This is a genomic window from Streptomyces sp. NPDC051217 (genome assembly GCF_044455465.1).
In the GTDB taxonomy this organism is placed as follows: domain Bacteria; phylum Actinomycetota; class Actinomycetes; order Streptomycetales; family Streptomycetaceae; genus Streptomyces.
Window position 1 is genome coordinate 120,988 of sequence record NZ_JBITEV010000015.1, and the last position, 24,768, is coordinate 145,755.

Below are 24,768 nucleotides of genomic sequence, written 5' to 3' on the forward strand. Positions count from 1 at the left end.
TCGGTTGCGCGGTCGGCGACCTGTGACAGTGCGCGGACACACGATGCGCGGCCAGGCTCAGTAGGGCACCGATTCACACAAGGTCTCCGCCCAGGCGGAGGCGCCGTACGAGTTGGCCGCGCGCACCGTGACGCAGATCTCGTCACCGGAGTACGGCCCCTTGATCGTGTAGCTGGTGCCGCTGGTCGAGTAGGTGGTGTCGACGTTCTTCTCGGTGAAGTCGCTGCCCTTGTTGGTGTAGCGGATGTCGTACCTGGTCGCTCGGGAGATCGCCGACCAGCTCACCTTGATCGGCATGTCGCACGCGCCGACGCAGGAGTTGGTGTACGCGGCCTTGTAGCTCTTCAGGTCGGGCGGCAGCGAGCCGGACGAGCCGCCGGAGCCGGACGAATCTCCGCCGTCCGAGCCCGAAGAGCCGGACGACCCGGTAGAGCCACCGCCGCTGTCGGAGTCGCTGTCGCCGCCGGATGAAGTGCCGCCGCTCGCCCGGCCGTTCGGCCGATCCGCCCCAGCCTGCCCGTCCTGCCCCTTCTCGCCGTTCCCATGATCACCGGAATGTCCTGCTCCGCGCCATGGGCCCTAAACTGTCCCACCCGCCGTCGTGGGTGGGCCGGAGGCGAAGGGGTCGCGGTGAGACTGGGTGTCGGCTTGGCGGACGAAGACACGGCGGAGGGCGAACTGCGTTCACTGCACGCCTGGCTGCTCGCGGAGCCCGCGGCCCGGCGCCACGCGCGCCCCGTACTCGACACGGCACGGCCGTCCCGGGCGGGAGCCCAGGGCGACGTGCTCGACCTGATCTCGCTGGTGGTGAGCAGCGGCTTCGGCGCCGGCTCGCTCGCCCTGTCCATCGCCGCCTGGCGCGCGACACGGCCAGGGCGGCCGGTCGTCACGGTGGAACGCCCGGACGGCGCCAGGGTCACCATCTCCGACTCCTCGCCCGAGGAGATGCGGCGCCTGCTGGAGTCCCTGACCGACGGCGGGACTGACGACGCGACCGATGGGGACGGAGACGGGGACGGGGACGAGCGTGGCGAACCCACCTGACCCCGCGACCTCGCGCGCGGTGCTCATAGGAGTCGGTGCCTTCGACACGCTTCACGATCTGCCCGCCGTCGAGGCCGGAGTACGGACCCTCGCGGATCTCTTCGCCCAGCGGGACGTCTGGGGACTTCCCCCGGAGAACTGCCATGTGGTGCTCGATCCACAGTCGCCGCGTCAGCTCTCCAAGGCCGTGGCGGAGGCGGCGGAAGCCGCCAAGGACACCCTGCTGGTGTACTACGCGGGACACGGGCTGATCGAACCGAGGACGGGCCAACTGCACCTGGCCGTCGGTGACAGCGACCGGATGTCCGTGCACGACACGGCCGTTCCCTACGAGTGGATCCGCCGGTCGATCGAACACAGCCCCGCCACCCGGCGGATCCTCATCGCCGACTGCTGCTACAGCGCGCGCACCTTCGGCACCCAGTCCGCCGGCGCCGAACTGGAGGTCGAGGGCACCTATCTGCTCGCCGCCGCCGCCGAGAACGCGGTCGCGGTGTCCCCGCCCGGAGAGCGTTTCACCGCGTTCACGGGCGAACTGATCAGACTGATCCGGGACGGTGTCCTGGAGGGCGACGAATTCCTCGATCTGGACACGATCTACCAGCGGCTGCGGGTTGAACTCGGCCTGAAGGCCCTGCCCGAGCCGCATCGGCTCTGCCGCGACAGGCTGGGCAAGGCACCTTTCCTTCGCAACACGGCTTTCCGGCCCGTGGCCGCGGCCTCGCGGCGCGGCTGGGACAACTGGACAGCCGCACAGACGACCGCCGGGGGCCACGCCGGATCGGTGGCCACCGAGTCGGAGCCGTACGTCCGGCTCGCCACCCTCCGCAGCCTGCTCGACCAGCTCATCACCCAGGTGTCGCCCGCGCGGAGCCTGGCCGACACCCTTCAGTCCGTCGCCGACGGCATCATCGCGGGGCTCGGATACGAACTCGCCGCCGTCAATCTGGTCCGCCCGGACGGTGACCTCGTGGTCGCCGCTTTCTCCGGCAACCCCGCCGCCGAAGCCCTGATCGCCGGCAGAGTGGGCCCGCGTGCCTCCTGGGAGCGACGCCTCAGCATGGGTGAGGCATGGGGCTCCCTCCGCTTCATCCCGCACGGCGAGGGCCGGGTCCTCGACGATGACGACGTACCGCAATGGCACACCGAAGGACGCGTCCCCCGGTTCGAGGACGAATGGCACCCCGCCGACCGGCTGTTCGCACCGATGTATCTGGCGAGACAGGGTGAGGGGGAGCTTCTCGGCGTCATATCGGTCGACCGCCCGATCAACGGGCGGCGCCCAGGCCCATGGGGCCGGGAGGCGCTACAGGTCTACGCGGCCCACGCGGCGGTCGCCATCAGCAACGCCCGGCTGCGTGCCAACATGCAGCGGGCCCTGGCGCGCCTGGAGCGGGAGCAGCAGGCGCTGCGGGCCAGTGAGGAGTCGTTCCGGCAGGCGTTCGAGTACGCGCCCAGCGGCATGGTCATGGCCGAGATGGGGGGCGACCAGCACGGCCGGATCCTGCGGGCCAATGACGCGCTGTGCCGCCTGCTCGGCCGGTCCGCGTCCGCGCTGCGCCGTTACTCGTTCTCGGATCTCGTGCACCCCGAGGACATCGGGATCCTGCTCCGCACCTCGGCCGAGGGCGGCCGCGCCGAGGTGCGCCTGGGGCGGCGCGACGGCTCGTTCGTCTGGGTGTCCATGCGTAACTCCGTCGTGGCGGACACTGTGGACGGGCCCCGCTATCTGCTGACCCACGTCGAGGACGTCGAGGGCCGCAGAACCCCGGGCGGCAGCGGGTCGGCCTCGTAAGAAGGAGCCAACAGACCGGCCGACACCGGGGATCAGCGCACCGGGAAGCCGAAGGTGTAGCCCTGCTCCTTGAGCTGGGGGAGGAGCCGGCGCAGGGCCTCGACGGTCTGGGTGCGGTCACCGCCCGCGTCGTGGAAGAGGAGCGTCGGTCCGCCTGGCAGCTCCCGCTCGACGGTGGCGACGATGGCGTCCGTACCCGGACGCTCGAAGTCCTTGGTGTCCACGTTCCAGCCCAGCGGGCGCATGCCCCGGGAGGCGGCGAGGTTACGGCTGTAAGGGGTGAAGGCCCCGCCGGGCGCGCGGTAGTACATCGGCCGTACGCCCCCGGACGCCTTGGTGATCATGCGTTCGGCGTCGAGAATCTGCTGCGACTGATAGGTCTGGGAATCCTTGTCCATGGCGGTGTTGTGCGACACCGAGTGGTCGCACAGCCGGTGCCCGGCCGCGACCACCTTCTTCACGAGGTCCGGGTGGGCCTGTGCCTGCGTCCCCACCATGCAGAACGTGGCCTTCACCTCGTACTCCCGCAGCAGGTCGAGCACTTGAGGGGTCCATACGGGGTCGGGGCCGTCGTCGATGGTGATGTTGACGCCGCGCGGCCCCTCCTCCGAGGCGTGCGCGATGGTCGCGGCGACCGGCTTGACGTCACTGACCGGAGTGGCCGGCGCGGCCGGTTTTGGTGACGAGCCGCCCGGGGTAACAGCCTGCGTGGTCCACACCGAGGCACCGGTGGCGAGCATCGCCACCCCGAGAGCCGCCCCGATGACCTTGCCGTACCAGCCCCGCCCGCCACCGTGCCGTGCCATGTCCGCTCCTTAGACGCATTCCCTCGTTGATCTCCGGCCGCCTTGCGACCACTTCACAGGACGAGGCAGATGGGCCGGGGGATGCGTCCGTTACCGATCACGGACAACTCCGGGGGAGTTCACGGACAACTCTCCGCGAGGAGCGGGCCGGAACCGTGGTCATGAGTCTGGCGGTTGGCGGTTCGGCGTGTTGGGCGCGACGCCGCACCGGCTCGACGGAGTGCCGGCGTACGGGTGCGGGTGGAAATTGACAGCATCGGTCGAGCGGGGGACCCGATGGTCACCGTACTGCCCGCGTTGTCACCCCGGCGCCGCGTCCGCGCGGGGCGACGGCCCTGAGAGGCGGAACCGATGGCGCCACGCCCCCACTGGCTGTTCGGGGACCAACTCGGTCCGCATTTCGTCAATCCGCGCGGCGGCGGTCCCGACACCCAGGCTCCCGTGCTCATGATCGAGGCGCGCTCGGTGCGGCCGCTACGAGGACGCCATGCTCGCGGCCGACCCGGTGATGAGCCACAGCCTGCTGTCAGCACCCTTGAACCTCGGGCTCCTCGACCCGGCCGAATGTGTGGAGCGCGCCGAACACGCCTTCCGGGCCGCCACCGCGCCCGCCTGGCCGCCAACCACCGCACGTCCCGCGCCGTCAAAGGCCTCGACCGACTCAAGGACCTCCCGCAACTCCTCGCCCACACCGCACAACGCGGTGACGCACCTCCCTGACCTGCCCAGGCATGTCCATCCACGGGGAGGAGACCGATACGGGCCGGCCGCACCATGCCCGCCGGCCCGAAACAGCCCGAAACGACCCGAAACAGGGGCTGACGCAGCACTACTGGCGCGGGCTGATCGCGCTGTCCTTGGCGTAGACGTTGTCCGGTGTGGCGATCGTTGTGATCGCTCGGGCGAGGAGGGTGGACGGCTCCTGGCCCTGGTACTGGATGTCCGTGTTGATCATGATGACCAGGGTGGCCTTCTTCGAGGGCAGATAGACCGTCACGGTCTCGTACCCGGGGATCGAGCCGTTGTGCCCGATCCATCCGTTGGTCTTGAAGATCCCGAGGCCATAGGTGGTACCGGGGAACCCGGTGGGCAGCGTCTTGAGCCGCTGCCGCTGGGTTTCGGGGCTGAGCAGCTTCCCGGTGGCCACGATCGGAGCCCAGCGGCGCAGATCATGCAGGTCCGAGATCATCGCCCCGGCCGCCCAGGCCCAGCTGGGGTTCCAGCGCGTGGCGTCCGCGGCCTCGCCGCTCAGAGTCTGGTCGGTGTAGCCGCGCGGGTGCGGCGCGGGGAACTCGGGACCCTCCGGGAACAGCGTGTGGTGCAGGCGGGCCGGGCCGAGCACTCGCTCGTGGATGAAGTCGGCGAGCCGGTGACCGCTGACCTTCTCGATCACCAGGCCGAGCAGGACAAGATTGGAGTTGCAGTACTGGAACTGCGTCCCCGGCGCGAAGGTGTTCCGGTGCTTGAAGCCGTACGCGAGCGTTTCCCGGGGGGTGAAGGTGCGCTCCGGGTCGCTCAGCAGGTCGTGCGTGAAGTCGGGGTCCGAGGTGTACGGGAACAGGCCGCTGCGCATCTCGGCGAGCTGACGCAGCGTGATCCGGCGACCGTTGGGGACGCCTTGGACGTATTTGGAGATCGGGTCGTCCAGCTTGATCCGGCCGTCGTCCACGAGCTCCAGCAGCGCGGTGACGGTGAACGTCTTGGTCTCGCTGCCGATCCGCACGGAGGAGTCGGCGGACATCGGCCTGCCGGTGGCGGTGTCGGCCACGCCGCTCGCGCGGACGTAGCTTCCCTTGCCCGGCATCCACAGTCCGACGACGACGCCGGGGATGCCCGTCTGCACACGGACCTTCTTGATGGTCTTGTCGAGCCGGGCGGTGAGCTCAGGACCAAGACTGTCCGACGTGGGGCCCGGCTTGTCGTGCCGGGCGGTCCCCGTGGCGGGGACGGCCGTGGCGGGAATCGCGACCATCGGGGCCAGCACGGAGGCCGCCAGCAGCACTGCGGCGACCAGACGGCGGGAGGGAGTACGTCGCATATGGGGTGCCTCTTCCAGAAGGGGGCGGACGGCCCGCCTCTTTCAGAGAGCACGGACGGCAGAACATCACCATCCGGAGCCGTGGCCGAGGCCCCCTTGCCGCACGCGCGCCGAGGAGTCCACTCATTCGGAGCCACCCACGGCTCGCCGCGTCTGTGGTCGCTGGATTTCACACGCGGGTCGACGGGCAGGTAAATCCCTCGGGGACGGGAAAAAAAGGTGTGCCCCGCCCCAAGAGGAACAGCTCAACAAGAAGCTGGCTCTGACCGTCACGGTCCACCTCACCGGCCACAAAGACGGCACCGCCACCACCGCCGTCACGACAGCGGCTCCGTGACCACCAAGGCCACCGCGGCGGTCGGCCGCTGAGGCGGGCACCGGCTCGTTCCACGCGGTAGCGGCTCGTCCGCAGCCGGCTGGTCGACATCGAATTCGGCCCGGACCACGTGCGAGGCGTACTCCGCGACGGCACGATGGAGCCCTGAGACAGCGGCATCCACAAGACCCACGATCATGTTGGAATCGGTATCGAGAGGATCTGACGACCGTGCTGTCCGACGAGCGGGGAACCCAGACGCGCCCTGCGCCCCGCAGCACGCCTGGTGCTGCTGGTCTGGCAAGACCGCGACCGCAATGAATGGGCCTCCGCGATCCGCCGGAGTCTCACGGCCGAAACAGCCACACCCACCGCTCCCGCCTCCGGTCCGGACGCGTTCTCACTCGGCGACCCGAGCACCACGGAAGGCATCCTGGCGGCGGCAGGCTTCACGGACGTCAGCTTCACCGATGTGCGCGAGCCCGTCTACTACGGCCCGGACAGCGCCACCGCCTTCGACAACGTGCTCCGCCTACTGAAATTCCAAGACCTGCTCGCCAACCTCGACGCCGCGACGGCCGAGCAAGCACGCACACGGCTGCGCGCCACCCTCACCGCCCACGACACCGGCGGCGGCGTGTGCTTCGACTCGCGCGCCTGGCTCATCACAGCCCGCCGCCACTGACCACCACGCCCGAACGCGGAGCGAGGCGCGAACTCGCCACGGTGGAGCAGTTTGACGCGCTTGCCCGCCCAGCCGGCATCCGCTGACGCCTGATGGTCCACCTCGGTGCGTACGGTCCGCCGCGTCCCGAGAAACAGGCGGAGTCGCGCCGCAGGGCCTGGAGCCTGGTGGGTTACCCGGCGACCTCCGTTCTATGACCTCCGGCGCCCGGGTGGCGCGGATCTGGTGCGGGACGCCTGGAGAGGGCCAAAGTCGTCGCGCGTGTGCGCGCGTGTGCGCGCCTGTGATGCCCTGACTTCCCCGTGCTTTCCGGACGATCGGACACGGGGTGAATCCTCTCCGTCGCAGGGCTGGGAACCTGCTGGCCAGGAGTCGCCGCCATGGTCGTACGGGCGGACAATGAGAGTGGGACTGCTCGCGAGCGGACCCTACGATTGTGAACGCCGGGACGTGAATGTAGGAAGGAGGTGCGACGTCATGCCGCACTTCATGGACGTCCACCACGGTATGAAGGGCATCACCGCCGACCAGCTGAAGCAGGCCCATCAGGCTGACCTCGCCATCGAGACAGAAGAAGGGGTCCACTTCGAGAAGGCGTGGGCGGACCCGCAGTCCGGCACGGTCTACTGCCTCTCCGACGCCCCCTCGGCCGAAGCGGTCCAACGCATCCACGAACGAACTGGCCACCAGGCCGACGAGATCCACTCGGTCCCCCTCACCGTGTGAGATCCGCGCGGACGCGATCGGCCCTTTCCCGGGCCGCGAAGCCGGGGCGGCTGAAGAGGTCGTGGCTACCCCGTACGTCTGCTTCCGCCGCTGTCCGCTGTCGTGGCTGTCAGCAGTGAATGTCAGCAGTGAATGTCGGTCCGCAAAGCGAGCGTGACCCGGGGGAAGCCCCCCGCCACGGTCAGGCAGACCGCACCCGCAGCACCGTTGTCCGCTGCGCGAGGTCCGAAACTGCCCACCGGGCGGGCTCCTCCTCTCAGGCAACTTCGTTGATCAACTCATCACGAACTCTCGGTGAAGCGGACGGACCAGGCGTAGCCGCTCAAGCTCTCGTGCGGGACCCGGCGGACCTCTGTGACCTGGCAACCGTCGTGGGCATACTTACGGGCGAACCGGTCGAGGCGCTGTGCGTCGGTGAGATCCTCCATGGACAGCGGGGCTCCGACGACGAGGTCCTCGTGAAGGACTGAGTCCGGCGCGTCACCGTCCGAGCAGGTAGAGCAATGATGCGTCTTGGGTAGGGCCATAGGACCAGTGTCCTCCTAACGGGGCAGCATGCTGTGCGCAGCCACACCACACACCCCCTCGATGCCAACTACGGGCGGGGTGGTCGCTGAAACCTGCGGACCTGATCGGATGACCGTTGACAGCTGATGAAGTCCGCCGGGCGCGGACGCCGCCGTAGTTCATGGACACGTTGACGGCCCGCACGGTGGTGGTCCGGCAGTTGTAACCGGCGATGCTGAACGGCATCCCGACCCGGGGTTCCACGGACCCGGTGATGTCGACCTCGTTCTGCCCGCACCGGACGGTGCCCGGCCGGGGGATCGTGGAGTTGTCGTACCGGACGACCCCGTAGTCGTTGCCTGGGCAGCTGGACCAGTGGCTCACGTCGTCGGTGCAGTGTCCCGCGGTGACGCAGTAGTCGTGGCCGTTGTAGGCCGCGTTGAAGCCGAGCGAGGCCGTCGCGTCGAACCCGTAGCTGTACTCGCCGCCCTTCACGAACGGCGCCACCTCACCGGCCGGCTCCCGCAGGTCGTTGGCGGTGGCCAGCTCGCCGGGGGTCCACTCGAACTCCAGCGCGTCGGCCAGCTCACCCGCGCTGCGCCGGATGTGCCCGATCTCCGGCTCGCGCGGGCGCCGCGTGGCGGGGGCGGACAGGCGCAATGCTCAAGCGCGCACGCTGCGAATCGTCGAGGAAGCATGGAAAAGCGGGGATGGCACGCTGTAGCTGATCGTCTTCATGGGAGCGGACACCTGCGCCGCACTCGCACTCGCCCTCGGTGGGGACGCCTGGCTCAGGGGTCCGCTGGAGCGGTGCTGAGGCGTGATCGGAGATTTTTCGGAGTTCGGCGGTCTGAGGATGTCGAGAACGCGCCACCGGCTCCGTCCCAGGGACATCAGCGGCCACCAGCGGCCGCACGAGGAAGAAGGAGAGACCAGCATGGCGATTCAGCGGATGGACAACGTCGGCATCGTCGTCGAGGACATGGATGCCGCCATCGCGTTCTTCGTGGAACTCGGTATGGAGCTGGAGGGCAGGGCGGAGGTCAAGGGCCTCGTCGCCGACCAGTGCACCGGACTCGACGGCGTCCACTGTGACATCGCGATGGTCCGGACCCCGGACGGCCACAGCCGACTTGAGCTGGCGAAGTACCGCAGCCCCGCGGTGATCAGCGCCGGGCCGCGCAACCGGCCGCACAACATTCTGGGCACCCACCGCGTCATGTTCGCCGTCGACGACATCGAGGACACCGTTGCCCGCCTGCGCCCTCACGGCGCCGAACTCGTCGGCGAGATCGCCCGGTTCGAGGACAGCTATCTCCTCTGCTACCTCCGCGGCCCGGAGGGCATCATCGTCGGACTGGCCGAGCAACTGCGCTGAGAAGGCTGCTGGCCCGTGACATGACCCGCCTGGCCCACGTGGCCAAGGACGGTACCCCGCTCAACGCACCGATCGCCTTCACCCGGAACGGGTCGCACATCGGCATGTGTACGACGAAGAACGCGCCCAAACTCCCGTGGCCACCCTCGCTCACAGGCTCACTCGTGTCGTACTTGAACGCGGCGGCCGGCCTGTCGGACGTAGCTGAGGAAATCGGAGAGATCGGCTGCCCGAGGCTGCAACGCAAATCGTCCTGAGCCCTGCACACATCCGGCACGCGGCCCGGAAAATGGTCTGGACAACAGGCCCAAGTCGCTGACTTGGGCCTTCCTCTATCCGTCTCTGATCCGCTCGCCGACCACTCATGGTGGCTCCCCTTCCACGCCCAAATGGTCGGCGGCACCTCCTGGCACCCGCGCGGGGGACTGCGGCGGGTCGCTTCGCCGAGGGCCCGGTTCAGCACTCGGGCGCCGGGGCCGGGGTGAGATGGGTCCAGCCAGCAGGTGGGGCCAGGAGGGTGCGGACGTGGGGCTTGCGGGTACGTAGCCGCGCGTGCCCCCGGTGGCCCTGAAGGATGAGGTGGCCGAGGTGTTCCAGAGCCTTGACGGCGAAGCCGTTCGCCGGGCACATGCCGTCGCCTTTACCGAAGGGGAAGTAGGAGCGCCGCTGTTCGTCGGTCGGCTGCTCCCAGCGCGAGGGACGGAAGTCCAGCGGACTGTCCCACAGGGTCGCCGACCGGTGAATCGCGTGCGTGCCGATCAGGACGTGCTCGCCCTCGTGCACCCGGACGCCGGCAATGTCGTGGTCGGCGGCGGCCACCCTGATCAAGCGCCAGGCGGTCGGATACAGTCGCAGCGCCTCCCTGACCAGCTGATGGACCTGCTCGTGCCGCACCGCCGGGGTGTCGTAGCCGTGCTGGATGCCGAGCATCACCAACCATTCGAGAGTCACACCGGTGAACCCGACCGTGGACAGGACGAGGCGTTGCAGCAACTGCGCGCGATCTCCCGGGGTCAGATCTCCGGGCAGACCGAGCACCAGGTCGACCAGGTCCTGCGCGCCGCCCTCCCGCACGGGCAGCCGGCCGAGTTGTTCGGCAAGACCGGCCCGGATGGCGGGCACTGTACGGTGCGACCGCCTCAGCACATGGCCGACGATGTCGTCAGGGACGACGCTCGACGTCACATATGCGTCGACGAGGGCGTTGATTTCGGCATGACGCCGGTGGGCGATGACGGGGGCGAAGTATCGCCGGACCAGCTCGACGCCCCAACGCTGGTGCCGTAGACGGCCGCGTCCGTCACTCACCTCACCGAGAGCGGATTCGAGGTCGAACGACGACGTAAGGCCGTGCCGGGCCAGAACCCTGACCAGCTCGCGGGAGGCTTCGCTCCGGATCTCCTCGGGCAGGGAATTCTGCCCGAGACGGAAGAACCCGGACTGGGACAGGTAGGCGTCGGCCGAGTCGACAAGGACGTCCCGGGCCGCGTCGGCGTCGGCCACGAAGAGGGTGCCGAAGCGGAGCCTGAACGGACCGTCGCGGCCTGCGGCCTGCTCCTCCCATCTGCGCAGCTGCGGCCACAGACTCTTTCTGTCCAGGAACACGGGGGGCCGCCCATCTGACGGAGGATGGGACGAGCGTCCGGCGGTCCGGCCGCTCGCGCCATCCTTCACGGAAAGGACGTCAGGCTTTGTGCCCGTACCTGTCGCCGTACTGGTTTCGGCGCGCACGCGCCTCACCGCTGAGCGCGCGAAGGCTCCTGATGATCCATGACATCGCGGTTGTCCTCCTTGTCGTTCAGGGGTGTGGCTTTTCGGGCTGCCGAACGTCAGTCCTGCTGCCCGTAGCCGACGAAGTACCCGTGCCACCGCGCACGCATCTCACCGCTGAACGCCCGAAGGCTGCTGGCCACCCATGACATTGTCGTCCTCCTTGCCGGTCGGTGCTGTTGGGGCGTACTGCCCGATACGACATCTCGCCCGCGGACCGCCGCACTCGCCGTACGTCGTCGGCTCACCGGCGGACCGGCCGGCCGCGAGGACGCCCATTTAGCTCGTAACGCTACTGCCACCGCAGAAGTGGGTGAACTGCCGGAACCGGCCAAAGAAGGTGCTGCGCCCGGGGCGGCGCGGCGACCGGAGGTCCCGTTCGCGGTGACGCCGGAGTACGCCCGGCGCGAGGCTCCCAGGCGTTCCGCCAAGGCAGGCCCTTCGCGGAGCCCTTGACGCGCGTGCGAAGGAATTTCATCTGAGCCCGCATGGGCGAAGCCGTTCATGATCTTGGCAAATGTCCGGGCCCGGACCTGGAACCGATACTGCGCGGCTTCGACGGTGTCGGTGACAGCCGATCACCGTTCGACCACACCGAAGCCGTGGTTCTCACTCGCGAAAGCTTTAGCGATTATCCATCGTTCTCTTCTTCGCCGCCGAACCTGATCCTGCCACGCGGCGATACAACACCAACTCCGCTGCGGCGTCTGCCGCGGCAGAGATCAGCGGGGCCGGCCTGAGGTGTCGGAGGCAGTGCGTGAGGTGTCGTAGCGTCTCGCCTGGGTGAGTCGCGGCCGACTTGATCGAACTCGGTAGCGGGCGGGAGCGCCGGCAGGCGGCCTACGAGTAGGCCGCCTGCCGGCGTGCGGGACACCAATCGGGAAAGGGAGATGCGGGCGACATACGGCCCACGCGACGACGCCCGGATGAATGTCCGCACGCTGGAGCCCACCTGTCGCAATCACAGGGCCGCCCCGCGCCGCGAGACGCTCACGAAGCGCCACGGTCACCTGTGCCGGGCCGCGAGGGATACGGGATGGGGGAAGAGCCGACCCCCGGAGGGAGAGTGACACCGCCCGGTACCGGCTCCGTGGCCTGCACCGACGGCTCGGCCGTGAAGCCCAGACGGCCCCGGGTGACGGCCAGCACGATGAGCGCCGCCGTGACGGCGGCCAGCAGGAACGCCTGGGAGCCCTGCTTGTCCGTCAGCTTCGGGAACATGTCGGACCAGGCCACGGAGAAGAAGTTGTTGACGCTGGTGTGCAGCAGCATGACCAGCGGCATGCTCTCGCCCGAGCGGTTGAACACCCACGTCATGACGGCGCTGAAGGCGAGCGCGGTGACCATGAACTCCACCACGCTCATCGGGTCATGCCGCCCGCCGCCCCAGTCGGACAGGAACAGCGGCAGGTGCCACGCGCCCCACAGGACGCCGACGACGAGGGTCGCGACCAGCGGGCCGTAGCGGTTCTGCATCCGGGGCATGGCGAACTCGCGCCAGCCGGGCTCCTCCGCGAGGCCGGTCGTGATCATCTGGACCAGCAGGCCGGGCAGGTACATGGCGAACACCATGGCGGCAGGGAGTGTGGGTTCGGTGTCCGTCAGCGCGACGGTGGCGAGGGTCAGCGCGGCGGGGACCGAGACCATCACCAGCAAGTACCACTGCCAGCCGACCCGGAGCTTGGTCATCCGGGCGCGCCAGTTCCGCAGCCCCTGACGGCCCTCGGTCAGGGAGGTGATCAGCAGGGCCGAACAGATCGGGCCGAGGTACGCGCCCGGCAGGACGCCCAGGATCTGGCCCGAGCCGCCGGAGCCGAAGTTGTGGTGCCAGACACCCAACCCGTTCTCCGACAGGATGTACGGCGCCCAGGCCAGCCAGCTCAATGCGTACGCGAGGATGAAGAACCAGGTCAGCGGGGCGCGTTGGAAGGCGCCTCGGATGCGTGAGGTGGTCTGGACGGTCACCGCGTGTCCTCTCGGATGGGGCTGATGTGGTGCGTCCAGCACACCAGCCCTGGGGCCGCGGATCATTGCCGTGGACACCCCGAAGGGGGGTACAGCAGGCTGTACTCGGAGGCGCCCGGGTGTCTTCCAGTACGTCACCCTCGCGCGGGCTCAGGCGCTCCAGGCGTGTCGTGGCGGAAGCGCGTGAAGAGCCGCGCGACGACCTTGGGGTCGATGGCGGCCGGCGCCTCGTCGGGGGTCCCGATGACGAACTAGACGGACAACGACGAAGGCCCCGCTGCGAGCAGCGGTGGCTTCGACAGCGTGCCCGGTGAGGCTGGCCGAGAAGCAGACAGAGGTCCGTCGCGAAGACCGCCGCCGATGACGGTAGGCGGGCACCGGGCGACACGAAGTCGGCAGCCGGACGACGCTTCCTCGTGCTGCCCGACAACTTCCGCTTCTACGATCTCCGCCACACCGGGCACCCTGTCGACGCAGTCCGGCGCGACGCTCAAGGACGGCTCAGGCAGTGCATGGAGTTGCCGCGGGGTGCCGGCCCGCGGTGAACGCGGCCGGCGGCACACCCATGAAGTGGCGGAACTCGGCCGTCATGTGGGACTGGTCGTAGTAACCCGCCCTCGCGGCGACGCTCGACCACTGGCCGGCATCGGCCGCGAGCACGGTGCGAACGCGGTCGATGCGTGCGAAGTGCTTGGGGGACAGGCCGGTGCCGGCGGTGAACAGGGTGTGCAGGCGGCGCTCACTGATGTGCAACCGGGCCGCGGTCGTGGCGACGGTGGCGCCGGCCAGTACGTGTGCCGCCTCTTCGAGCCGCTCCGGGGGCTCTGGACGATCGGCCAACGCTTCTTCGAGAGCGGCGATCGGATCGGCGGCGAGCTGGTCGATGTCCAGGCCGGCTAGTTCACGGAGGGGCAGGGCCCGGTCGTGCGTCTGCTCACCGAACGGGGCGTGCCGTTTCGGGCGATGTCCCGCCGCGAGCGGCCCGGAGGGGTGCGGGCAGACTTCGACGACCCGGCGTCGCTGGCGCGCGCGGTGGCCGACGTCGACGCGGTCTTCCTCGTGACCGTGCCCCCCGTGCCGACCGCGGACCACGACATCGCCCTGGTCACGGCCGCGCGGGCGGCGGGCGTCCGTAAGATCGTCAAGCTGTCCGCCATCGGCAGCGGCGAGCGGTTCGAAGGGGCGACGGTTGGCGCGTGGCACCTTTCCGCGGAGGAGGCGATCGAGGCCGGCGGACTCGTGTGGACGATGCTTCGCCCGCCGAGCTTCGCCTCGAACTTCTTGTGGTACCGGGCGCTGATTCAGGCCGGAGAGCCGATCCCGAACCTGGTCGGCGACTCCCGGCAGGCCATCGTCGACCCGAGGGACGTGGCCGCGGTCGCCGTCGCCGCCATGACCAGCGATGTGCACGACGGGCAGCGGTACGACCTGACCGGACCGGAGCTGCTGACGTTCGCAGACCAGGCGGCGATCCTGGGACGCGTGCTGGAACGGCCGGCCAAGATCACCGACAACAATGCGCTCGACCAGTTGCCGGCCGGCATGGTAACTGGCATCGGCTGGGCGCGCGTCGGCGGTGCGGCCCACGTCACCGACCACGTACTGCGGGTGCTCGGCCGACCGGGGGTCACGTTCGAGCAGTGGGCACGCGACCACCGGGAGACATTCGCGGCAGTGCCGTAACCCACCCCCGACGACGGCCGCCAGGCTCTCCGGCATGAGGCCCTCGTAAACGAGGCCGGCGACGCGGTCGTACCCCCCAGAGCGACGCGCCGGAGCCGGGCGAAGACGCCCAGCCGGGTCCACTCGTCACGGCGGTCGCGAATCGTGATGGCCGAGCGGTTGGTGTCCGCCAGGGCTTCGTAGGGCCAGCAGAAGCCCAGGAGTTCAGCAGCTTGCCGAAGATGGTCCGGTCGCTGAGACGAGGGAGTGTCAGGCGCCGCCCGAGGGGGTAGCGGCGGCAGAGTTCGGACTGGGGAAGGGTCGCTATGGCACGCGGCCGGAAAATGGTCGGGACAGCAAAGGAGGCCCAAGTCGCTGACTTGGGCCTTCGTCGTGGAGCGGGTGACGAGAATCGAACTCGCGCTCTGAGCTTGGGAATCAACAGCGCCTATGAACAACGCAAGGATGCAGGAGTCCGAGGAGCGCGCACGGCAGAAGATGACGAGGCCAAAACACTGAGTGCGTGCTTCAGGACAAGCCGGGCGAACCCGCGCCGCCCCGCGCCGCACGAGGCATCATTCCGGCGCAGGTCGCTTCAGGGCTTTCTGGCAACCGCCCCGTACATGGCGATGTCGCGGCCGTCGATGCCGGCCTGTTCAGGGCCAGGGTGCCAGGTGTGCACCTGGGTGACTCCTGGCTCTTCCAGTTCCAGTCCCTCGAAGAACGATGTGGCGGTGGGGAGATCGCGTAGCGCCATGGGCATGTTCTGCTGCCGGTATTCCTCTGCCACCCGGTTGACTTCCTCGGGTGCGAAGTCGGCGGTGCCGATGGTCATCGCCAGATAGCTGCCGGACGGCAGTGGGTCCAGCAGCCGCTTGATCAGGCGCCGGTCGTCTGGAGGCAGGATGAAGTGCAGGATGCCGATCACCATCAGGCCGACGGGCCGGTTCGGATCGATGAGGTCACGGAACTCGGGGCTGTCCAGAATGGTGTCGGGTTCGTGCATGTCGGCGTCCACGTACGCGGTGGCCCCTTCGGCCGAGCTCCGCAGGAGGGCGCGGGCGTGGGCGAGGACGACAGGGTCGTTGTCGACGTAGACCACATGTGATTCCGACGCCACCTCCTGCACGACCTCATGCAGGTTGGGCGAGGTCGGCAGACCGGTCCCGACGTCGAGGAACTGGCGGATGCCTCGCTCCTCGGCGAGGAAGCGGCCGGCGCGGTGCATGAATCGGCGGTTTTCCATCATGTGGACGGGCAGGGCGGGCCAGTGCCGGCACATGGCGTCACCCGCTTCGACATCAACGGGATAGTGATCCTTGCCGCCCAGAATGTAGTCGTACACCCGGGCGGAGTGGGCTCGCGAGGTGGCAAGTCCGCTCTGTCGATCCTGCGGAGCATTCATGCGGCACCTCTTTCGGTCAAGGACGGCTCAGCAACGGTATAAACGTGGTGTTCCGGTCGCAAGCGAAACAGCGGGAACAGCGGGATGAGGACGCGTTCGGCAAGCCGGCCAGGCCGACCGGCCGCTCTGCGTACCCTCGGAACCGTGGGAAAGGCCCTCGGCAGGCCGGGTATCACCGCTCCCTCCGCGCCTGCAGGGCGATGACGGCGATGTCGTCCCAGCGGTTCTGGACAGGCGGCAGGAGCCCTCGGATCAGGGTCGGCTGGGATACCCCCTTTCGGACCAGTGCGTCGGTGTGCTCACGCAGGCGCCGGAGACCGTCACCGATGTCCGTGCCCGGCACTTCCACGAGTCCGTCGGTGTAGAGCACCAAGGTGTCGCCCTCCCGGATGACCGCGTGGAGGTCGGTGCGGGGGAGGGCCTCGCCGACGCACAGTGGTGGGTCCGGGGCCGTGAGGGCGTGCAGGTACCGCGATGGCGCGTCGGCCGGGATCAGCAGGGGTGGCGGGTGGCCGGCGTTGGACAGAGCGATGTGCCAGGCATCGTCCGCCTGCCGGTGCAGGACCGCGTGCACCGCCGTGACCATCGACGGGCTGTCGAGCGCCTGCACGATGCGGTCGAGCCGGCTCAAGGTGGCCGCCGGGCTGGCGTCCGGGCCGCTGTCGTAGGCGAGTCCCCTCAGCATGCTGTTGACACGCCCCATCGCGGTGGCCGCGTCCAGGTCGTGACCTGCGATGTCGCCGATGGACAGGGCGAGCGAGTCGGCCGAGAGTCTGACGGCGTCGTACCAGTCCCCGCCGACCTCGGCGGCCGAGTCGGCCGGATGGTAGAGCGCCGTGATGACGAGACCTTCGACGGACGGCGGGACGGCCAGGAAGGACTGCTGCAGTACGAGGGCCATGTCGCGGATGTTCTGCAGTTCCATCGTCCGCCGCAGCGGCCCGCTCATCTGCTGAAAGACGTCCTGCAGCAGGTACAGGTCGGATTTGTCCGAGGGTGGGTTGCCCCGGCAGGTCGCTGTGGTCGCCAGCGCGACAGTCCGGCCGTCCACCACGACGGGCAGCAGGGCCACGCTCGTCGCGTCGGTCTCCCGCAGCCACCGGACGGAGACCTTGGAAAGACTGTCTTCGGGCGGCTCTCCAGGCGGGAAGGTCAGCAGCCCTGCCTCCTGGCTCTCGATGGCCTCTTGTACGGCCGGCCCCAGCGGGAAGTCCGCGTCCAACGGATGCAGGGGAGGCAGCCCGGGGGCAAGCCCCACCCGCTCTGCCGACGCCGCGGCCGGTACGCCCTCGGAAGTCCGAAAAGCAGCTTCGGCGTCGCCCTGTACGTGGAAGACAGCGACGGCGTCGGCAAGTTCAGGCACGACGGCTGCCGCAGTGGTCAGAAAAGCCTCGGACAGGTTGTGCGCGGCCGGTACCGGTGCCATTCGAGCCAGCAGCTTCTCCCGCATGCGGGTGCGCCAGTGGTCCTCGGCATCGGTGGCGGTACCGACCCACTCCGGTTCGCCGTTCCGGTCCAGGACAGGTGCAGCGATGATCTTGATGTGGCGGAAGCGGTCGGGGGCTTCCTCAAGCCGTACTCGTACGATCGTGTCGAGGGGGGACCGCTGCTGAGTGGCCTTGCGCCACGCCCGCTGGAACCAGTCCCGGTCCTTCGGATGCACCGCGTCCATCCACGAGCTCTCACCGTCGGGGTGCCACAGCCTCTCCGGCATCCCGCTGCCCATCAACAGAGTGACGACCCCGTCGGCCGACAACGCCCAGACCGACTGCGGCACGGCGCCCAGGAGCGCTTCGTACCGTCTGAGGAGAGACTCTTCATTCACCGCCGCCTCCCCGCTGCCGGGCCGACGACCGCACGGAGCCGCCATGACCGGCGGCTTTTTCGGCCCGGACCCGAAGGACAGGCCCCATCACCGACACGGCTGCCGCCGTCACCGCCTCCTCACAGCCCTGTAAACCCCGCTCCGCACCGAACACCAGCGGATCATCGCCTCTCATGATTCGATCATCCCTCGCATGCGGGACAACAGCACGCCCTGGCCCTTCGCTCCCATGGCCATGCATTCGCGGCCAGGCACGGACGGCCGCTGCCCCGGTGCCCCGGATGTGACCGGGCTGATCGACCTCGTCACGCTGCCCGCCGTCCACCGCCAGGCCGGACACGTGATCGGCCCGGCCAAAGTCCTGGACCTCACATGGAGGCGGCTGCCGCACGCGGCGCCGACTGGACGGTGCACTCGCTGAGCGGCGCCCTGCGCGCCTTCGCCGCTGCCACGGGGCTGGCGAGCCTGCACGGCCTGGACCAGTAGGTGCCCCTACGCCCACGGGTGCTCAGGCTCTGCCAGGGGCCGTCGATGCCGAAGACCACGCCGTCGACCGGAGCGCGCAACCGCGCGATACGGCGGCCAGGCTCGATCATCAGGGCCCCTGAGGGGTGCTCGCAGTCGGCCGCCATCAGCCGCTCACGCGCACGGTCTACATCGTCCACGGCCCAGTACACGACCGGACTCGCGCCGCCCCGAGGGTTGCGCTCATCGTTGGCGCTATGCGCGCTGGGGGTCGTCGAGGTGGCCGTGTCAGTCCACGTCGGCGAAGAGGGCGACGACGTTGGGGCCTGGGCATGGGCGGTTCCTTGCGCGGTGTCGTGCGCTCTGCGGGCCGTCTCGACCGCGCCGGACTCCCGTAGCCGTTTCGTACGACGTCCGACTCGGCTCCGGGCGCGGTGAGTTCGACCAGACGCAGGAGCGCCCGCGCCGGCCGTACGACCACCGGCAGGGTCAGCAGTTCGGTGCGCTGCGCGCCGGACTCCCGCAGCCGGGAGAGGGCCTGGCGCATCAAGTCCATGACGAGACGACGTCGTTCGACCAGGTCACGACTCCGCCCGGTTCCCGGCACACGACCTTGGCGAGGCCGTCGGTGAGAGCGAGCAGGTGCGTTCCCGCAGAGCCCTGTCTCAGCATCACGCTGCGTTCGCGAAAAGTACGGGAAGCTCCCCGCACCAGTAGTTCACGCCACGTCTCGTCCGACTGGCCCACGTGAACAGCGATCTCACCCAAGCCGAGCCGGCGCACCCTCTGGATGGCTGCAGACCGGCGCGGAAGGGGTCATAAACGCTACGGAGAACAGCCGATACTCGGCTTTCAGCGCCTGTAAGACAAGAAATGGTCTAGACAGCAACGAAGCCCCGGGCCACTGGCCTGGGGCTTTTCTGTGGAGCGGGTGACGAGAATTGAACTCGCGCTCTGGGCTTGGGAATCACCCGGTACTGCGTAGGCTTGCCCGCCTCTGACCTGGGAAACGCGTCCCTGGGAGCGTGCCGCAGTGGCTTCGTTCGGGTCCCAGCTGACCGCTGTTCACCGTCCTGAATGGCACGTAGTGGCACGCCCATCCCCGGGTGGTCGGCCGAGACACGGGTGGGGGGGCGAGAGCTGAGCGGGAGCGGCCGCGTTCGGTACGGCCGCAGACCCCGGTACGGCAGCAGGGCCCGGACCCGCGTCGCGATCCCTGCCCTGCCCCGTACGGTGGCGCCCTGCGGCGGCGGTGCGTCAGCTCTGTGCGGTGTCGTCGCCCGCCTGCCCGGCACCCTCGGCTGCGCCTGCCTTCTCGCGCATCTTGCGTACCAGCTCCGCCTTCTGGTCGGCGGCGCCCTTGCGGTCGAGGTTGCGGTGCGGACCGTTGTTCTGCCGTTCGGCGCGGGACAGCCTCTTGCGCTGGCCGCCGCCCATGCCCACGGGGTTGTTGATGTTCTTGCTCACGGTCATGGGTTCTCCCGGAATGATGCGAAGTGATCTACGGACTTATCGGTGGGGGACGGGCGCGGCGACGTCGAGGGATGTCAGCAGGGGCCCATCACGCTCTCACTCGTAAATCGGCCTCCTGGCCTTCGGCCGAGTATGCGCCGTACACGGACATGCTGGTCATGTATCAGTGCAAGCGCGAGACATCGATCCCGAACTCCCCGATCGCCCGCGCCCCGACCGTGCCCGCCATGGTCTCCAGCTGTGGGGCAACCGCGTCCCGCGCCCGGCCGCCTACGGCAGGAACCCTTGTACCGCTCGGCAAGAGCATCCCGGATGTCGAGGGGCTTACCGGCCTTCAGCGCGTGACGATCCCCAGGGCGGGTGCCCGGCCGGGCCGCGGGACGGCCGGCGCGAGGCCCGCGCTGGTAAGGTTGGGCCACGCTTGCAGAGAGCCTGGGCCCGTGCCGGACAAGGTACGGGCCCAGGTCCGTTCAGGGCGCCGAAACGAGGAACCCCCAATGAAGGCGAAGCAGTCGGCCTCCGGTCGCTCCGGACCCGGCAGGTCCGACCAGGGGAGGGCCCCGCGGGGCGAGCTCTCGGTGCCCGGGACACCGGCGCCCGGCCTCCCGCCGGCCGGCTCCTTCGCGGAGCTGGAACTGCCGGTCGAGCTGATGGGGGTGCTGGCGGGGCTCGGGATACGGGAGCCATTCCCCATCCAGGCGGCCACCCTGCCGAGCGCGCTGGCCGGCCGGGATGTCCTCGGCCGCGCGCGGACCGGCTCGGGCAAGACCCTCGCCTTCGGGCTTGCGCTCCTCGCACGTACGGCGGGCCTGCGCGCCGAACCGAAGCGCCCTCTCGCGCTGGTCCTGGTGCCGACAAGGGAACTCGCGCAGCAGGTGAGCGAGGCGCTGGCTCCCTACGCGGAGGCGCTCGGGCTACGCTCGGTGACTGTGGTCGGCGGGCTGGCGATCGGCCGGCAGGTGGCGGCGCTCCGGGCGGGTGCCGAGGTCGTGGTGGCGACGCCGGGACGGCTGGCCGATCTCGTCGCCCGGCGGGACTGTCACCTGGACCGGGTGCGGATCGCGGTGCTGGACGAGGCGGACCAGATGTGCGACATGGGTTTCCTGCCGCAGGTCTCGAAGACCCTGGACCGGACGCCCCCCGGCGGGCAGCGGATGCTGTTCTCCGCGACGCTCGACCGCAACGTCGATCAACTGGTCAGGCAATATCTGAGTGAGCCGGTGTTCGCCGCGGTCGATCGGGCGGAGGGCTCGGTCGCGACGATGGAGCACCACGTACTGAACGTCCATCCCGCCGACAAGTACGTGACAGCCACCGAGATCGCGGCTCGGGACGGGCGGGTGCTGATGTTCCTGGACACCAAGCACGGTGTGGACCAGTTCACCCGCCACTTGCGGAGCAGCGGCATACAGGCGGGTGCTCTGCACAGCGGGAAGTCGCAGCCGCAGCGCACGCACACGCTGGCCCAGTTCAAGGACGGGGAGATCACGGTGCTGGTGGCCACCAACGTCGCTGCCCGTGGCATCAACGTCGAGCACCTGGACCTCGTCGTCAACGTGGATCCGCCCTCCGACCCCAAGGACTACCTCCACCGCGGCGGGCGCACCGCGCGTGCCGGGGAGTCCGGCAGCGTGGTCACGCTGGTCACGCCCGGCCAGCGCCGGGACGTGAACCGGATGATGTCGGATGCCGGGATCCGGCCCACGGTCGCTCAGGTTCGCTCCGGCGAGGAGAGGCTGACCAGCATCACAGGCGCGAAGCGCCCGCCGGTGCAGGACGGGGCGAAGACCGGCAACGCGGCGTTCCGGGGTCTGGGTACCCGCGCGGGCCGCCCGCCGAAGGAATCCCGCAAGGCCGCGGAGGCGCGCACGATGGCGGAGGCCCGCAAGGCCGCCCGAGCGCGCAGGGCCCGCTGACGGGCGGTACGGCCGTCGCGGTCGGGAGACACAAGGAGGCACCCACTGCCTCGCATCGAGTGGAGCGTCAAGGAGTGCCGATGGCGAACAGGGTTCAACGACCCCATGAGGACGCTGAGTTCGATTTCATCCTGGCGAGGGCGGACGTGCCGGTGCTCGCGTACTTCCACGGGGTGTGGCCCAAGGCCGCGGCAGCATGCAAGGAAATGGATGCCCTGGTGCGGGAGGTGGCCGACGCCTACGAAGACCGACTGATCGTCGTGCGGGCCGACATCGTGAGGTGCCCCGGTCCCGTACGGCGGTACGGCGTCACCGGCGCGCCCTCCTTCGTGCTGATCGATCGGGGCGAGGCGATGGCGGCCGGGAGCGGTCCGATGTCCAGGACAGCGCTCGGGGAGTTCCTGGACGCCCACCTGTGAGCAGGCCGCATACCGGCCGGCGAGGTTGTGCCCGCAGCGACCGGCCGGGGCACCATCGTGGCGCAGATGCACAACTCTTCACCGAAACCGGCGAGTGCCCTGGTGAGGTCCTGGTGCTCGCGCAAGGCGGCTACCCGTCGTGTCTGGAAGTCTGCTCATCGAACGACGAGATCGAAGTGAACCCTGGGCGCCGCGCGTCGGTGGATGAGCCACCCCCGTGATGACGGAACGCCGGCGTCCAGCTCTCTCGAATCAGGACCTCACCACGATTCAACCGACATCACGAGTTCAAGTTCAGTAGCGGACGGTCCTGAGCAACCGCGACTTCCGGGTGCTGATTGTCGGCGCCGGAACTGCAGCGTGAGCACGAAGCGGCCCTGGCCGCGCAAGAGGTGGGCCGTCACGTTGTCGGTCGGGGCCCCAATCCAGGACCCGGAACCGGCGACGGAACTCGTACTCGGCTCGGGTCTCGTCGGCATCTCCGGCACGGAGCATGAGACGGCGGTGTGTTGCCTCAGGGGACAGGCCGTCGAACGGTAGCGGAGAGCCCTGACCAGAGCGAAGCCAGCCGACACTGTCGAGCACAGCGGGGCAGAACTGCCGGACGAAGGGGCGGAAGGCCCGTGCGAACGTCGGCCTGCCTGAGGGCTTCCGCTTCTACGACCTCCGCCACACCGGGAACACCCTCGTCACCCAGTCGGGCGGCACGTTGAAGGACGCCATGGTCCGCGCCGGCCAGTCCTCGGAGAAGGCGGCCCTGATCTACCAGCACTCGACGCTGGAGCGGCAGAAGGAGGTCGCGGCCGCACTCGACGCCGCGTGCGCGCGGAACGGCATGACGCTGGATTGACCGATCGTTCTGGGGCTGACGTGACGTGGCGTCAGCTCCCGAACCGGCGAATTGCCACGTGGAGTGCTCGGTTCTGTCCGCTCGGCGGCGGGGCTGGAGCGACCCCAAAATAGCTTCCCAGCAGCGGTGTTGGGTGCATGCGGATGCTTGTGCCGCGATCAACAGTCGCGACGTTCAGTGATTTCGGAACGGCCGAAGGTGTGGCGCACGTCACACGAAGTCGATCTCAGGATTCAAGAATGCGCTCGAACGGATACTCGACAGGTCTCCGAGACTCGCGTCGTTGCACCGATTGACCGCCAGATGTGGTGCACAAGTGGTGCGTAGTCCTCGAATTGGACTGGACAACAAACAACCCCCGGGTCGTTGACCTGGGGGTTCGTCGTGAAGCGGGTGACGAGAATCGAACTCGCGCTCTGAGCTTGGGAATCAACAGCGCCCATGAACAACGCAAGGACCTGACCAGGGACTACTTGAGTGTACGAGCTGCTGGAGCCCTCTCGGATTGACCGCTTTTGGCTTTGGTTTACCGCGTTGAAGGGCTGGGTTGGGGCTGGACTGCCATTGGGGGGACCGAAGACTGCTCAGGCGGCCCGGTTCCGCTTGTGGCGAGGGACGATGCGGCCAGTGTTGCCGCGCGGTGTGCTGACGCGAACGAATCACCGGGACGCCTGCGTCGACCTGGGCCTGGTTGACCCACAGCCGCACGGCGGTCTCGGTCAGGTCGAAGTCCCGGGCGACCTGACCGATCGTGCGGTCACCGCGTCGTCACAACTCGACGATCTCGGCCTTGAACTCGGGTGTGAACGAGCAGCGAGGGCGTGGCTTCTCCTTCCCCATGCTCTCCATGGTGGACATCCTTCCGGGGCCCAACCCCCCGATCTCGGATCCGCCAAACCGAAGCAAGCCCAGGTAGTGGTTCTCTTCCAGCAGGCCCCGTCGATCGCGGCCTGGAGGTGGCCCCGGTCTTCGGGATCCACCGGGAGCCACGGACGGATGAGCGAGCGACGTCATGAGCAGTCCCGATGTCTCGTGCTGATGACCCAGAGAGACATCCCGGCAGGCACTGAATGCGGTGCACGTACGATCTCGGCGGATCAAGCAAGCCGACAACCAACGGGGGATTACTCATGCAGTGGCCGGCCCGCCAGGAATTCGACCACTGGGCCGGACGGCAACAGAGCCCGATTGTCGGCCTGATGGCGGTGTCGGCAGCACTGTTCCTCTGGCTGGGCTACCTGCTACTGATCCCGTTCAGCGTGCATTACTACCACGATGAAATCGCGTGCGAGGCACCGGTGTTCTACAACAGCGAGAGCACCTCGTACAGCCAAGGCGCGGGAAAGCTGTGCAGCGCCGAGCGCGACTGGCCGGAACTGCTCGGGCTCGGATTCCTTTCCGTGCCACCGGCCGTCGCGGGTGCGGCTCTGTTCAGCAGCGGAAGCGCATGCAAGCGAGCGAGCGGCCATGTCTTCCGGATTCTGGAGATGCAGGAGTCCGAGGAGCGCGCACGGCAGAAGATGACGAGGCCAAAACACTGAGTGCGTGCTTCTCCTCTAACTGTGTGATTGCCATCTAGTTGTGGCCCCAGCCTCTCCAGCATCCCGGAGGCCGTCGAGATCCCTCACGCCGAGTTTGGGAGTCACGCCTCAACAGTGCGCAGTGCGCTGTTAGCTGTCAGCAGTCCCGCGTGCGGGCGGGATCGCCTACGGCGCCGAGGTAT

21 protein-coding genes and 5 pseudogenes are annotated in these 24,768 nt (G+C 68.8%); 14 read left to right on the forward strand and 12 right to left on the reverse strand.

Translation table 11 applies throughout. The features are described 5' to 3' along the window. Positions 1-57: 57 nt before the first annotated feature. Complete coding sequence (locus tag ACIBBB_RS28985; protein WP_398987085.1) at positions 58-297, reverse strand: hypothetical protein; 240 nt, start codon at positions 295-297, stop codon at positions 58-60. A 351-nt stretch (positions 298-648) separates the two neighbouring features. On the opposite strand from ACIBBB_RS28985, the gene ACIBBB_RS28990 reads away from it, so the two are divergent. From ACIBBB_RS28990 to cdgB, 3 genes and pseudogenes are all read left to right on the forward strand, one after another. Further along, the gene (locus tag ACIBBB_RS28990) at positions 649-1,044 is read left to right on the forward strand and encodes a hypothetical protein (protein ID WP_398987087.1); all 396 of its coding nucleotides are present in this window, start codon (positions 649-651) and stop codon (positions 1,042-1,044) included. After that, positions 998-1,654, forward strand: a pseudogene (locus ACIBBB_RS28995) (caspase family protein); the annotation flags it as partial. The gene ACIBBB_RS28990 and the pseudogene ACIBBB_RS28995, both read left to right, overlap by 47 nt. A gap of 174 nt (positions 1,655-1,828) precedes the next feature. Further along, positions 1,829-2,809: pseudogene (gene cdgB, locus ACIBBB_RS29000) on the forward strand (diguanylate cyclase CdgB); the annotation flags it as partial. 62 nt (positions 2,810-2,871) lie between these two features. On the opposite strand, the gene ACIBBB_RS29005 reads toward cdgB, so the two are convergent. Continuing rightward, on the reverse strand, positions 2,872-3,645 hold the full coding sequence (locus ACIBBB_RS29005) for a polysaccharide deacetylase family protein (RefSeq protein ID WP_398987089.1): 774 nt from the start codon (positions 3,643-3,645) through the stop codon (positions 2,872-2,874). 454 nt (positions 3,646-4,099) lie between these two features. On the opposite strand from ACIBBB_RS29005, the pseudogene ACIBBB_RS29010 reads away from it, so the two are divergent. Continuing rightward, positions 4,100-4,255: pseudogene (locus tag ACIBBB_RS29010) on the forward strand (cryptochrome/photolyase family protein); the annotation flags it as partial. A gap of 219 nt (positions 4,256-4,474) precedes the next feature. Here the strand turns inward: ACIBBB_RS29010 and ACIBBB_RS29015 are convergent. Next, positions 4,475-5,683, reverse strand: coding sequence for a serine hydrolase domain-containing protein (locus ACIBBB_RS29015; protein WP_398987091.1), 1,209 nt, complete (start codon positions 5,681-5,683; stop codon positions 4,475-4,477). Positions 5,684-6,285: 602 nt separating this feature from the next. Between ACIBBB_RS29015 and ACIBBB_RS29020 the strand changes: the two genes are divergently transcribed. Together ACIBBB_RS29020 and ACIBBB_RS29025 are read left to right on the forward strand one after the other, a co-directional pair. Further along, positions 6,286-6,684: a hypothetical protein gene (locus ACIBBB_RS29020; protein ID WP_398987093.1), complete on the forward strand. Its 399-nt coding sequence runs from the start codon at positions 6,286-6,288 to the stop codon at positions 6,682-6,684. A 477-nt stretch (positions 6,685-7,161) separates the two neighbouring features. Further along, positions 7,162-7,410 (forward strand): SCO4226 family nickel-binding protein, encoded by a 249-nt coding sequence (locus ACIBBB_RS29025; RefSeq protein WP_398987095.1) that lies wholly within the window; start codon positions 7,162-7,164, stop codon positions 7,408-7,410. 281 nt (positions 7,411-7,691) lie between these two features. On the opposite strand, the gene ACIBBB_RS29030 is transcribed toward ACIBBB_RS29025, so the two are convergent. Continuing rightward, the gene (locus ACIBBB_RS29030; RefSeq protein WP_398987097.1) at positions 7,692-7,838 is read right to left on the reverse strand and encodes a hypothetical protein; all 147 of its coding nucleotides are present in this window, start codon (positions 7,836-7,838) and stop codon (positions 7,692-7,694) included. Between the two features lie 52 nt (positions 7,839-7,890). Next, positions 7,891-8,577 carry a hypothetical protein gene (locus ACIBBB_RS29035; protein WP_398987099.1) on the reverse strand — a complete coding sequence of 229 codons (687 nt, stop codon included), beginning with the start codon at positions 8,575-8,577 and terminating at the stop codon, positions 7,891-7,893. 277 nt (positions 8,578-8,854) lie between these two features. Here ACIBBB_RS29035 and ACIBBB_RS29040 point away from each other — a divergent pair, with 277 nt between their 5' ends. Next, on the forward strand, positions 8,855-9,295 hold the full coding sequence (locus ACIBBB_RS29040) for a VOC family protein (RefSeq protein WP_398987101.1): 441 nt from the start codon (positions 8,855-8,857) through the stop codon (positions 9,293-9,295). A 456-nt stretch (positions 9,296-9,751) separates the two neighbouring features. Here the strand turns inward: ACIBBB_RS29040 and ACIBBB_RS29045 are convergent, their stop codons facing one another. Beyond that, positions 9,752-10,900 (reverse strand): cytochrome P450, encoded by a 1,149-nt coding sequence (locus ACIBBB_RS29045; RefSeq protein WP_398987103.1) that lies wholly within the window; start codon positions 10,898-10,900, stop codon positions 9,752-9,754. Between the two features lie 653 nt (positions 10,901-11,553). Here ACIBBB_RS29045 and ACIBBB_RS29050 point away from each other — a divergent pair. Further along, the gene (locus tag ACIBBB_RS29050; RefSeq protein ID WP_398987105.1) at positions 11,554-11,805 is read left to right on the forward strand and encodes a hypothetical protein; all 252 of its coding nucleotides are present in this window, start codon (positions 11,554-11,556) and stop codon (positions 11,803-11,805) included. A gap of 250 nt (positions 11,806-12,055) precedes the next feature. Here the strand turns inward: ACIBBB_RS29050 and ACIBBB_RS29055 are convergent, their stop codons facing one another. Next, positions 12,056-13,030, reverse strand: a complete 975-nt coding sequence (locus ACIBBB_RS29055) for a CPBP family intramembrane glutamic endopeptidase (RefSeq protein ID WP_398987106.1) — start codon at positions 13,028-13,030, stop codon at positions 12,056-12,058. Between the two features lie 365 nt (positions 13,031-13,395). Between ACIBBB_RS29055 and ACIBBB_RS29060 the strand changes: the two are divergent. Beyond that, positions 13,396-13,528: pseudogene (locus ACIBBB_RS29060) on the forward strand (site-specific integrase); the annotation flags it as partial. 3 nt (positions 13,529-13,531) lie between these two features. Here the strand turns inward: ACIBBB_RS29060 and ACIBBB_RS29065 are convergent. After that, entirely contained in the window at positions 13,532-13,870 is a 339-nt protein-coding gene (locus ACIBBB_RS29065; RefSeq protein ID WP_398987108.1) for a helix-turn-helix domain-containing protein, read from the reverse strand. Between the two features lie 123 nt (positions 13,871-13,993). On the opposite strand from ACIBBB_RS29065, the gene ACIBBB_RS29070 reads away from it, so the two are divergent. After that, a complete protein-coding gene (locus ACIBBB_RS29070) occupies positions 13,994-14,713 on the forward strand; it encodes an NAD(P)H-binding protein (RefSeq protein ID WP_398987110.1) in 720 nt (239 codons plus the stop codon). Positions 14,714-15,287: 574 nt separating this feature from the next. Here ACIBBB_RS29070 and ACIBBB_RS29075 read toward each other — a convergent pair. The 4 genes from ACIBBB_RS29075 to ACIBBB_RS29090 all read right to left on the reverse strand — a co-directional run bounded on the left by ACIBBB_RS29075 (position 15,288) and on the right by ACIBBB_RS29090 (position 19,860). Continuing rightward, a complete protein-coding gene (locus ACIBBB_RS29075; RefSeq protein WP_398987112.1) occupies positions 15,288-16,097 on the reverse strand; it encodes an SAM-dependent methyltransferase in 810 nt (269 codons plus the stop codon). A gap of 172 nt (positions 16,098-16,269) precedes the next feature. Then, positions 16,270-17,922 carry a SpoIIE family protein phosphatase gene (locus tag ACIBBB_RS29080; RefSeq protein WP_398987114.1) on the reverse strand — a complete coding sequence of 551 codons (1,653 nt, stop codon included), beginning with the start codon at positions 17,920-17,922 and terminating at the stop codon, positions 16,270-16,272. Positions 17,923-18,290: 368 nt separating this feature from the next. Then, entirely contained in the window at positions 18,291-18,587 is a 297-nt protein-coding gene (locus ACIBBB_RS29085; protein WP_398987116.1) for a hypothetical protein, read from the reverse strand. Positions 18,588-19,644: 1,057 nt separating this feature from the next. Continuing rightward, complete coding sequence (locus ACIBBB_RS29090; protein ID WP_398987118.1) at positions 19,645-19,860, reverse strand: DUF6243 family protein; 216 nt, start codon at positions 19,858-19,860, stop codon at positions 19,645-19,647. A 497-nt stretch (positions 19,861-20,357) separates the two neighbouring features. Between ACIBBB_RS29090 and ACIBBB_RS29095 the strand changes: the two genes are divergently transcribed. The 4 genes and pseudogenes from ACIBBB_RS29095 to ACIBBB_RS29110 all read left to right on the forward strand — a co-directional run bounded on the left by ACIBBB_RS29095 (position 20,358) and on the right by ACIBBB_RS29110 (position 24,586). Further along, entirely contained in the window at positions 20,358-21,776 is a 1,419-nt protein-coding gene (locus tag ACIBBB_RS29095) for a DEAD/DEAH box helicase (protein ID WP_398987120.1), read from the forward strand. An 80-nt stretch (positions 21,777-21,856) separates the two neighbouring features. Beyond that, positions 21,857-22,195, forward strand: a complete 339-nt coding sequence (locus tag ACIBBB_RS29100; RefSeq protein ID WP_398987122.1) for a thioredoxin family protein — start codon at positions 21,857-21,859, stop codon at positions 22,193-22,195. A gap of 607 nt (positions 22,196-22,802) precedes the next feature. Then, positions 22,803-23,158, forward strand: a pseudogene (locus ACIBBB_RS29105) (hypothetical protein); the annotation flags it as partial. A 1,017-nt stretch (positions 23,159-24,175) separates the two neighbouring features. Continuing rightward, entirely contained in the window at positions 24,176-24,586 is a 411-nt protein-coding gene (locus ACIBBB_RS29110) for a hypothetical protein (RefSeq protein ID WP_398987125.1), read from the forward strand. Positions 24,587-24,768 lie beyond the last annotated feature (182 nt).